Source organism: Mesorhizobium sp. M7A.F.Ca.US.002.01.1.1 (assembly GCF_004022955.1).
In the GTDB taxonomy this organism is placed as follows: domain Bacteria; phylum Pseudomonadota; class Alphaproteobacteria; order Rhizobiales; family Rhizobiaceae; genus Mesorhizobium; species Mesorhizobium ciceri.
In genome coordinates, this window is record NZ_RZQE01000275.1 from 1 (window position 1) to 7986 (window position 7986).

Here is a 7986-nt window from a genome sequence, read left to right on the forward strand (position 1 = left end):
AATTGTAGATGTGCACGTCGGTGCCGCAGATCGCCGTCTTCTTGATCTTGATCAGCACGTCGTTAGGGCCGATTTCCGGCACCGGCACCTCTTCCATCCAGATGCCTGGTTCGGCCTTGGCCTTCACCAGCGCTTTCATCATGTTCGACATGCTTTTGTCCCTTGAAGCTCTTGTTCCGGAATCGCTTTTCGATTCCGGCTTGTCAGGAAATGACGCCGAGTTCGCGCCCGACGGCGGCGAACGCTTCCACCGCGCGGTCGATATCGGCGCTGGAATGCGCCGCCGACATCTGCGTGCGGATGCGCGCCTGCCCCTTTGGCACCACCGGGAAGGAGAAGCCGATGACATAGATGCCGCGCTTCAGCATGCGCGCGGCCATCTCCTGCGCCAGGCTGGCATCGCCCAGCATCACCGGGATGATCGGATGATCCGCTCCGGCCAGCGTGAAGCCGAGCTTGCCCATTTGCGACCGGAACCGCGCAGCGTTGTCGTAGAGTTTGTCGCGCAGCCCATCGCCGTCTTTGATCAGTTCGAACACCTTGATCGAAGCGCCGGCGATCGCCGGCATCAGCGTGTTGGAAAAGAGATACGGCCGTGAGCGCTGGCGCAACCAGTCGACCACCTGGCCTTTGCCCGAGGTGTAACCACCGGAGGCCCCACCAAGTGCCTTGCCGAGCGTCCCGGTGATGATGTCGACCCTGCCCTCGACGCCGCAATGCTCGGCCGAGCCGCGGCCGTTCTGACCGACAAAGCCGACGGCATGGCTGTCGTCGACCATCACCATGGCGTCATACTTCTCGGCGAGGTCGCAGACACCCCTGAGATTGGCGATGATGCCATCCATCGAAAACACGCCGTCGGTGGCGATCAACCGGAAGCGGCAGTCCCGGGCTTCCTTCAGGCGCGCCTCGAGATCGGCCATGTCGTTGTTGGCGTAGCGGAAACGTTTGGCCTTCGACAGCCGCACACCATCGATGATCGAGGCATGATTCAAGGCATCCGAAATAATGGCGTCTTCCTCGCCCAGCAGCGTCTCGAACAGGCCGCCATTGGCATCGAAGCAGGAGCCGTAAAGGATGGTGTCTTCCATGCCGAGGAAGGAGGAAATCGTCGATTCGAGCTGCTTGTGCTCTTCCTGCGTGCCGCAGATGAAGCGCACCGATGCCATGCCGTAGCCATAGCGGTCGAGCGCCTGCTTGGCAGCATTGCGCAAATCGGCGCTATCGGCGAGGCCGAGATAGTTGTTGGCACAGAAATTCAACACCTTGTCGCCGCCGACCTCGATCTCGGCCGACTGCGTCGAAGTGATCACCCGCTCCGACTTGTAGAGGCCTGCCGATTTGAGCCCCGCGAGCTCGCTGTCGATGTGGGAGAGGAATGCTGCGGTCATGACCTAGCCTCGTTTGATGTGGGCCGACTGTCGTCTCGTCCGCGCGAAAAATCCATCGCAAAAACGACCGGATCGGTGGCAAGCAGCACGATGCGGCCCCGATGTCGATCATCACGCGGCCGAGGAACGACGCCACGACAAAGGTTCTGGCCGATGACCGCTCAAATGCCGGTACGGTGCTAAACGAGCCGATAACCATTCCGCGATCTTTCCACGGCCGCCCCTTGCCGGACAGCCGTCGATTTCCAGTCCTGTTAACGTTTGCAGTTCAATGGTGCTCATACAAGAATCCCTAGGCAAGAATCCTTAGGCGAGAGGGCCGCCCCCGAAAATGTCGCAGCAGCCGGTGCAAACCGTTTCAGGCAAGCTCATACTGCTGATCAAGGCTGGCTATTGGCTGGCCCTGCTGATCATTGCGGCCATGGTGATCGCCTCCTTCATACTGCTGCAGCAGATGATGGCCACCCAACAGCACAATCACACCTTGCTCGACATCGTCAGCACACAAAAGACACTGTCGCAGCGCATCGTCTTCCTTGCCAGTGCAACGGGTGCCGGTTCACGCGACAAGCAACCGGCGCTGGTCAGCGCGCTCAAGCAGGCAACGGCGGAGTTCGAGACCAACTACGACCTGCTGCTCGATCAGACAGGAGCCGATCCGCAATCGCCGGCCAAGCTCGACCCGAAGTCGATCGAAAGCGTCCTCTTCGCCAAGCCCTTCCACCTCGACTATTTCTCCGTCGGGCTGATCGCCAATGGCGACCGCCTGATCTCGGCCTATGAATCGCAATTCAGCGGCAATGGCGGTTACAAGGGCGGCGGCGAACGCGTCAATCTCGACGCCTCAGTCGCCAATGCGACCTTGTCGGGTTATGCCGCGCTCGGCCAGCGCATCACTGCCGACGCCGACGACCGCTCCGAGAAGCTGCTCGCTCTCCATCGCACGCTGTTCTACGCCACAATCGGCGTCATCATACTGGTGGCGCTCTTCATCTTCAGGCCGATGTCGAACGCCATCCTGCGCAAGACGCATGAACTGATCGACGCGCGCAATTCCATGGCCTTCATCGCGGTTCATGACGGCCTCACCGGCCTGCACAACCGCACGTTCCTGACCGATCATTTCGACACGCTGATCAAGGGCACGCACCGGCGTCGCGAACGCCTTGCCGTCGTCCAGCTCGATCTCGACCGATTCAAGCAGATCAACGATACGCTCGGCCACGCCGCCGGCGACTATGTGCTGGTCGTCACGGCACAGCGCATGCGCGATTCCTGCCGGGCGTCGGATCTGTGCGTGCGCCTGGGCGGCGACGAGTTCGTCATGATCCTCGGCGGCGCCGGCGGCACCGAAGACATCAACATGCTGGCGCGGCGCATCCTGGCGCACATCAACGAGCCGATCGTCTTCCAGGGCACGACCATTCTCCCAGGCGCCAGCGCCGGCATCGCGGTCTATCCGATCGACGCCGACAATGCTGGGGATTTGCTGGTCCATGCCGACCTGGCGCTTTATTCCGCCAAGAAGCTTGGCGGTGGCAACTTCTCCTTCTTCTCCGAGGAACTGCGCCGCGAACTCGATTATCGCAAGCAGCTCGAGCACGACATCAAGGTCGCCATCGCGGAGCGGGCGTTCCAGGTCTATTTCCAGCCGCAGGTCTCGCTGACCAACGGCACGATCAGCGGCATCGAGGCGCTGGTGCGCTGGAACCATGCGGAGCGCGGCATGATCCCGCCCGGCGAATTCATCCCGGTCGCCGAGAAATGCGGCTTCATGCCCGAGATCGGCCGCATCGTCATCACCAAGGCGATCAACGAGGCGGCCAAATGGAATCGCGCCGGCATTGCCTTCGGACGGCTTGCCGTCAATGTTTCCGGCACCGAGCTGCGCGAGCACGATTTCGATGCGTTCTTGTTCGAGACGCTGGAAAAGGCTGGGCTGCCGCCGCAAAAACTGTCGCTGGAAATCGTCGAATCCGTCATCCTCGACGACGAAAAGACAGGCATCGCCGCCAAGCTGCGCCACATCAGGGCAGCCGGCGTCCATCTCGAACTCGATGATTTCGGCACCGGCTATGCTTCGCTCAGCCATGTCAACCCGAACGAGATCGATCGGCTGAAGATCGATCGCCGCTTCGTTCAGAACATCCATGAGAATGGCGACAACTCGAAGATCGTGCGCGCCATCACCGAGCTGGCGCGTGGCCTCGGCATCTCGATCGTCGCGGAGGGTGCCGAAACCGAGGCCGAGCTCGATTCGCTGATGGCGATCGGCTGCGACCAGGTGCAGGGCTACTCCATCGCCTTCCCGATGCCGCACGACAAGGCGCTGGAGTGGCTGACCGCCCGCATGCCGAAGAAGGCGAAGCTGACGGTGCTGCAAGGAAGCCTGGCATAGGTACGGCCGGGCTGCCTTGACAACCGCGTGTGAAGATGGCCGCCTTGTCGTGATCGCAACAGGGATATCGGGGCTGATGACACCGTTTCGGTTTGCCCTTGCGGCACTGCTGATCTTTGCGGCCCCCGCCCAGGGCGCCGATCGCACCATCTATCTTACCTTCGACGATGGGCCGCTGAACGGCACAAGCAACATCCTCGACGTGCTGGAGGCCGAGCAGGTTCCTGCAACCCTATTCATGGTCGGCATGCACGCACAGGCGAGCGCTGCCAACAGAGCGCTCGTCCAGCGCGCCAAGCAGCTTCCTCTGGTGACGCTCGGCAACCACAGCTACAGCCATGCCTACAATCACTACCGGCATTTCTACGGCGACACCGAGGGTGTCGTCGCCGACATGGTACGGGCAAACGCGGTTCTCGGCTTGAAGCCCGTGGTGCATGCAAGGCTGCCGGGGCGCGACGTGTTCAGGCTGCCCTCCATGTCGAAGAACGACACTTCGCTTGGCCTCGCCCAGGAGGGGCATGAAGAGCCCGACTACGAATTTGTCGCGGCCTCAGGCTTCTATCTCTACGGCTGGGACCATGAATGGGTGCACAAGGACAACGGCGAGCCGGTGCAGAGCGTCGACCATCTGGTCAGCGAGATCGATCATCTGTTCGGCTATGGGCGCTTCGTCAAGCCCGGCAAGCTGATCCTGCTGATGCATGACGAGATGTTTCAGGACGGCTTCGACGGCAAGACGAAGCTGACCAATTTGATCGCCGCGCTGAAGCTGCGCCGTTACGCCTTTGGGGCAATCCAGGGCTACGACGACTGAACCGGTAAGGACGGCAAGTTCTTCAGCGGATGTGCATCGGTACCCGATGCTGTCGCATGGCCGGCAAGGCGTCAAAGCACCTCGATCGACTCCCCGCGCAGCTTGTGCCGACGCAATTTGATGTATGTGCGCAAATTAGGCGTCATCTGAAAGCCCACCAGCTTCGTCTCCTGGAGGGGAGCAGCCCACGCCATCGTCTCGTAGCGGGCGCCGTAACCTTCGATGGTGGCGGCAAGATTTTCGTGGCCCAGATTCCTGGCCAGAGTGGCGCAGGCAGCAACCCTCGAACGAATCGACTGGCCGTATTTGGGCGCAAACGCCAGTCCGCCGTCCGCCAGGTCATCGACCTCATGGGCAAGCGCCAGGAACAGAATGTCCTCGTCGCCGGCAGGCACACCTTTGTCCACAATGCGCTCGGGATCTCCCGTGTCGAATTTCAGTCCGACCACGCGAGCGACAAGACCCTCGACGCGAGGACCGATTTTTTGCTCCAGCCACTTGCGGTGAGCATCGGTTCGCCTGCTGGATTTGCCGTCCGGATACTGGCCTCCGTCATAGGCGGCGTGAAACATAGCAGCGAGGACAAGATCGACGCTTTTGTCGAAATGCGCGACCGACGACGCAGCTCCCACCGCATGGCAGATGAAAGGCCGTCCCGTCTTGCGATAACGGCCGTTGAACATCGCGCAACACACACGATACGCCTTCTGCACCCGGGCGATATCGGCAAGCGGATATCCAGCCTCGTATAGCTGGATGTAAAGCGCCGTGTTGGTCTGGCGCGGAACGAACAGATCTTCTTTGGTCAACTTGTCCCCCCGAACGTTGTTAGGTTTTCCGGCGACTTCTCGCTGCCGAAGCCAGCGGCTTCGGTATTCTTGCACAGATTTTGCGGAAGAGTTGAGCCTGACCTCTTCCCACCAGGATCAGCCGGACAATGGAACGTTACAAATGTGATGAGGGAAGTCCAGTCCAAGGAAATTCTTGGTCCGCAGGGTTCTATCCCCCGACATTGCCCCGCAACACAGCCAGCACCTGCGCGAACTCCGCCAGACGCTCGTCGGTCAATCCCACTCGCAGCCGCTTGTCGAAGACGAGCGCGGCCTTGCGCAGTGTCTCGAACATCGCTTCTCCGGCCTCGGTCAATTCGACCAGATGAACCCGGCGGTTGACGGGGTCGCGGCGGCGCATCAGCAGGCCCTGCGCCTCCATGGCGTTGAGATGATGGGTCAGCGTCGCGCCCTGGATACCGATCATGCCGGCAAGCTCGCGCTGGTTGGCAAGGTTGCTCGACTTGACCGATAGCAGCGTGAGCCAGATCGGCAATGTACCTCCAGCCTCGACCAGGGCAGCATCGAAGGCCTGGGCAACCAGCTTGGCGGTTCGTCCGAGATTCATGCCGACTGGCGGGCGGTCAAAGGGTGTCATTGCAGGACCCTAGACGGTGTCATGCACGGATGGAACTGGCACGACTTATATATTGACATCTAACCATTCGATATCTAATCATCTAGAGATGGCGGGCTAATGAGGAAATCCGGTCATGCAATATGTCTACATCGTCGTTATCGGTCTTCATGTCATGGCAGGCGTATTCTGGGCGGGCACGACCATCGCGGTCGGCCGTGACCCGGACATCCGGGCGGAACGGTTCTTCCGGCCGCAAATGGGCGCTGCCGGCCTGGTTTTCCTGACCGGCATACTGCTCTGGTATTTCTTTCACGAGGGTGTTTTCGGCTCGATGGAGAAGGTGCTGGCGCTGGGCATCGTGACGGCCCTGATCGCCGCCGGCGTGCAAGGCGCGCTGGTGGGCTCAGCCAGCAGGCAGCTTGCCGGTGCCGATGCGGCAACGGAAAGGCAGTTGCGCGCGAAGATGACAAGAGGCGAGCGCATTGCCGGGGGGCTGTTGGTGCTGACAGTGCTGTGCATGGCCACCGCCAGAATGTTTTGAACGCCGCCACGCGGCACACCCTCACAGAATCGTGCGTTGTCTGGCGACGAGCCAATGACGTGCGAGCGCGCGGCCAGACCGAAGTACATGGGCTCTCGTACGCAGGTCCGGCCGCGCGCCACCGATCCTCGCAACGCCCAATTTCAGATCCGCAAGCCGAACCTGATGCCGTCGTAGATGGCGGCATGGATGTTGCGCGAGGCGACCGCGTCGCCGATGCGGAACAGTACAAAGCCGCCTTCTGGATTGCGCTTGGGGAAGATGTCGCCGCCGCTCACCAGCCGTTCGTAGTCGACCGCACCGCCGTTCTTCGACAGCGGCTTCAGCGAGAGATAGAGATCATCGAGCGGCAACGTACCGTGCTCGACCACCACCTGGTCGACCCTGCGCTCGCCGCGCCAGCCATCGGCGAAATCCGATGCCAGTTCGGCGACCAGTTGGTTGCCCTCGCGGCGCACCGAACGCAGCCGCGTGTTGATGGTGATGGTGACGCCCTTTTCCTGAAAGGCGCGCATATACGGCACATGGTTCATGCCGCCCATTTCCGGGGCAAAGAAACGTTCGGGCGAGACAAGTTCGAGTTTCGAGCCGGCATTGGCGATCAGTTCGGCGGCGCCCATGCCCTGATGGCCGCCATTGTCGTCATAGAGCAGTACATTTTCGGCCGGCTTGACGCTGCCGGCCATGATGTCCCAGCTTGAGGTGACAAGATTGTCGCCGGCCGTCAGCGGCGGGTTCTGCGGCAGGCCCCCGGTGGCGACCACCACCACGTCGGGTGACAGCGCCAGAACATCGTCCTTCTCCGCCCAGGTGTCGTAGCGGATCTCGACGCCGAGCCGGGCGAGTTCGGCCAGCCGCCAGTCGATGATGCCGATCAGCTCCTTGCGGCGCGGGTTCTGCGTCGCCAGTCGAATTTGGCCGCCGGCCTGGCTCGATGCTTCAAGCACCGTCACCTTGTGGCCGCGCTCGGCTGCGACCCGCGCAACCTCCAGCCCGCCGGCGCCGGCTCCGATGACCACGATTTTCTGCTTCGGTCCTTCGGTCTTGACGATGATATGCGGGATTTCGGCCTCGCGGCCAGTCGCGGCATTGTGGACGCAAAGCGCTTCGCCGCCCTCATAAATGCGGTCGAGACAATAGGTGGCGCCCACGCACGGGCGGATCTCATGCTCGCGGCCCTCCATCACCTTTTTGATGATGTGCGGATCGGCGATATGGGCGCGGGTCATGCCGACCATGTCGAGCTTGCCGGTGGCAATGGCGTGGCGTGCGGTGGCCACGTCGGATATGCGCGCCGCGTGGAAGGTCGGGAATTTCGTCGCCGCCCTCACCTCTCCGGCGAAATCGAGATGCGGCGACGAGCGCATACCGGCCACCGGTATGACCTTGGTCAGCGCCGCGTCGCTTTCGATCGAGCCGCGGATGATGT

8 protein-coding genes are annotated in these 7986 nt (G+C 61.6%); 3 read left to right on the top strand and 5 right to left on the bottom strand.

From position 1 onward, the window contains the following. On the bottom strand, window positions 1-151 hold a 151-nt coding region (locus EN932_RS23120; protein WP_164768684.1), incomplete at its 3' end, for an alcohol dehydrogenase catalytic domain-containing protein. A gap of 52 nt (window positions 152-203) precedes the next feature. Beyond that, window positions 204-1391, bottom strand: a complete 1188-nt coding sequence (locus EN932_RS23125) for a glycine C-acetyltransferase (RefSeq protein WP_127388268.1) — start codon at window positions 1389-1391, stop codon at window positions 204-206. Between the two features lie 331 nt (window positions 1392-1722). Here EN932_RS23125 and EN932_RS23130 point away from each other — a divergent pair, with 331 nt between their 5' ends. Beyond that, complete coding sequence (locus tag EN932_RS23130) at window positions 1723-3789, top strand: EAL domain-containing protein (protein WP_063171870.1); 2067 nt, start codon at window positions 1723-1725, stop codon at window positions 3787-3789. Between the two features lie 76 nt (window positions 3790-3865). Then, the gene (locus EN932_RS23135; RefSeq protein WP_081714379.1) at window positions 3866-4606 is read left to right on the top strand and encodes a polysaccharide deacetylase family protein; all 741 of its coding nucleotides are present in this window, start codon (window positions 3866-3868) and stop codon (window positions 4604-4606) included. Between the two features lie 71 nt (window positions 4607-4677). On the opposite strand, the gene EN932_RS23140 is transcribed toward EN932_RS23135, so the two are convergent. Both EN932_RS23140 and EN932_RS23145 read right to left on the bottom strand, forming a co-directional pair. Further along, complete coding sequence (locus EN932_RS23140; RefSeq protein ID WP_245267631.1) at window positions 4678-5490, bottom strand: hypothetical protein; 813 nt, start codon at window positions 5488-5490, stop codon at window positions 4678-4680. Window positions 5491-5605: 115 nt separating this feature from the next. Then, on the bottom strand, window positions 5606-6034 hold the full coding sequence (locus EN932_RS23145) for a MarR family winged helix-turn-helix transcriptional regulator (protein WP_013532326.1): 429 nt from the start codon (window positions 6032-6034) through the stop codon (window positions 5606-5608). Between the two features lie 115 nt (window positions 6035-6149). Between EN932_RS23145 and EN932_RS23150 the strand changes: the two genes are divergently transcribed. Continuing rightward, window positions 6150-6557, top strand: a complete 408-nt coding sequence (locus EN932_RS23150) for a hypothetical protein (protein WP_013532327.1) — start codon at window positions 6150-6152, stop codon at window positions 6555-6557. A 143-nt stretch (window positions 6558-6700) separates the two neighbouring features. Here the strand turns inward: EN932_RS23150 and EN932_RS23155 are convergent. Further along, a partial coding sequence (locus EN932_RS23155) for an FAD-dependent oxidoreductase (RefSeq protein WP_128369096.1) occupies window positions 6701-7986 on the bottom strand: 1286 nt, incomplete at its 5' end.